4 protein-coding genes are annotated in these 2,691 nt (G+C 38.6%); all 4 read left to right on the top strand.

Features of this window, described 5'->3' with window-relative positions:
* Positions 1–559 (top strand): hypothetical protein (locus L6H98_RS31110; RefSeq protein WP_236421563.1); only part of this gene is annotated, 559 nt, incomplete at its 5' end.
* Positions 560–569: 10 nt separating this feature from the next.
* Positions 570–959 (top strand): hypothetical protein, encoded by a 390-nt coding sequence (locus L6H98_RS31105; RefSeq protein ID WP_236421562.1) that lies wholly within the window; start codon positions 570–572, stop codon positions 957–959.
* 446 nt (positions 960–1,405) lie between these two features.
* Entirely contained in the window at positions 1,406–2,353 is a 948-nt protein-coding gene (locus tag L6H98_RS31100; protein ID WP_236421561.1) for a hypothetical protein, read from the top strand.
* Positions 2,346–2,691 (top strand): hypothetical protein (locus tag L6H98_RS31095; RefSeq protein WP_236421560.1); only part of this gene is annotated, 346 nt, incomplete at its 3' end. The genes L6H98_RS31100 and L6H98_RS31095, both read left to right, overlap by 8 nt.

Genomic DNA, 2,691 nt, shown 5'->3' with positions numbered 1-2,691 from the left:
TGATTCGATGGAGCGGATACGAAATACTCGTTTTGGCCCGGAATTTGCAATGGATGGACCAACTGGTGTCTATTTCACGAAGCCGAAAAAGCCAATTCCACCCAATAGCCAGCAGCAGCGTTTTTGGAGTGAAATGGAAGCAGGCAAGGATGATTTAGCGAAGGTATTGGGTGAGGGAACGAGTGAAGTTAGTGAAGGGTGGCTAAATCCGAAATGGAAATGGGGAAATCCAGCAAGCAGACCTACCTATGGGCACTCTTTTTTGGATCATGGAAAGAAAGTAACTGATAGGCAACTAATTGACAGAGCTAGAACCGAAGGACACCAGATTGGAAAATGGCTAGATGATCAAGTTGCAGCGGATTTTGTAGCTGAAATAGCGAAAAGAGGCCCAGGAGCTCACTATGTAGATCTTCCGTCCAATGTGAAAGGACGCTGTTTTTTGCCTGATGGTACAGAAATTGTTCCAGATCGAGCTATAGTGGTTGTAAAAAAGGATGGGAGTTTAACAACTTGTTACCCGTATAGCAGTATGTATCCAACGACTAAACCAAAATAGTGGAGGAATTATGGAAAACAGCCCTAAATATATTACTAAATCGGCGAGGGAATCTCTTATTGAAAAGTTAGGGTTGCCTGAACCAGATGAATTTTGTCAAGATTGGCATTACATTGTAGCAGACACATCTCGTATAGAAGAATTTCTTGCATTCTATGATAATAATCTACTTAATATCGAAGAAAAATTTGCTCTTATGGTAATTATTGTGGCTTCATATAATGATTATCTTAGTGAAAATGAATTTAGTCCTTTGATCTGGAAAAGAATCAAGAATCTTCTTGAAGAAGATAGACAGGTCCATGTGAATACAATTTTATATTGGTCATTAGAGGGTGAAGATTTGGAAGATTGTTTTGCAATAACACGTTTCATGAGAGAAATAGAAGCTAACATTTAAGAGAAGAAGCTTGTTAGACATTTGTTCGAAAAAAATAGATTTCAAGCTAGCATGGTGGTGAATAAACCCATCTTCAACTAACAACACACTTAACCCATATTATCCATTTCGGTTATATGCACATCAAATGCTAATTAACCTGAATAACGCTACTCCGATACATCAAACAGGTTGATTATGGTCAAATACCACCATAATTGACCTGTTTTTTTGTTATCTTCGTTTCTTGCGTTTTTTTAAATTGCTCGCAATTGTAGAATAAGTCGCCCCGATAGGGAAGATGAAATAGCAATAATCGCATCTTTTAGGGTAGATGCTACCACTATTACGAGTAGGGCGGCCAAAACGAAGGTTTTTTCATATCGTCCGCAGCTTAATTGAACCTTTCAGCGATTGTTACAGCGAAGGAAGAATTCTGCTAACGTGCTTATAAGGGTTAGCCACCGTTGTTGGCTGCCGCGGATGCGGCTCTCGGTGCGGCGATGATCGTCGTCAATGTCAAGAAACTGAACGATTTAAAGAACGGGAATGCGTATACGAACCCCGCGTTCTTGGGTATGGACCAGCAGCTGCTGGACAACCTGGGCGTCGCCCTGATGCTTGTCAACCTCGCCATCTTAGTCAAACATGGCTTAAATAAGGCAGCAGACAAGCTCGTGAATAGCAAAAATATGTCCGCGCTGGACGAGACATGGACGACATGGAAGCAGCAGACTAAAGATCGTCTGAACAAAAGCGTAGACGATATTACGGATTATGTATCTGATTCGATAGAGCGGATGCGAAATACTCGTTTTGGCCAAGAATTTGCAATGGATGGACCAACTGGTGTCTATTTCACGAAGCCGAAAAAGCCAATTCCGCCCAATAGTCAGCAGCAGCGCTTTTGGAGTGAAATGGAAGCTGGTAAAGGTGATTTAGCGAAGAAGTTGGATGAGGGGACGGGTGATGCTACTAAGTTTAAATTTCCTGATGACCCAATGAGAGATGTTAGTGGTTCTGGTAGAATTTCAAACCCAACAGAATGGAATGATATACTAAAAGATGTAGAATCTCAAGGTGGAAAAATTAACTACACAACTGATTCAACCACCATGGGATATGGACCAAATGGCACAAGAGGAAATCCAGGTACTATATCAATAGATCCTGATGCATCTTTTAGTGCCTTGAAACATGAATATCAACATTTTCTTGATGACAAAGCAAGTGGTTGGGAAGGTTGGAGAGTAAAATTAACTGATTATGATGAAGCTTATCGATGGGAGGTAAACGCCTATCAAATAGAAATTGATATGGCAAAAGAGCTAGGAAGAAATGATATAGTTGAGCATTTACTAAAAAATTTAGAAAAAGAAAAATCCAAAAAAATTTATAATCCATGGGGTGATTAAGATAATTAGCAAAAATGAATTAGATGAAAAAATTCGCCAAATAAAGCAAAATGAATTATCAGTACAAGAGTTAATTGATTGTTTGGATTCGAAACAAATGTATATTATCAGCAACACTATTATTCAATTGGTGAAACTAAAAATTAATAATTCGTTAGTTATTGCTAAGCTTCAAAATTTAACTCAATATATGGGTGAACGTTATGCTTTTGCAGAGGGAATTGGAATTGGACATTTTGCTATGGCAACACTATCAATCTTTAATACCTCTGACTCTTTATATGTGTATCATGAAACTTTAAAAAATTTAATGGACATAGATATAGAGAGGATAAAAA

This window comes from Paenibacillus sp. JJ-223 (genome assembly GCF_927798175.1).
GTDB lineage: Bacteria > Bacillota > Bacilli > Paenibacillales > Paenibacillaceae > Paenibacillus > Paenibacillus hubeiensis.
This window is presented reverse-complemented; position numbering and strand designations above follow the sequence as displayed.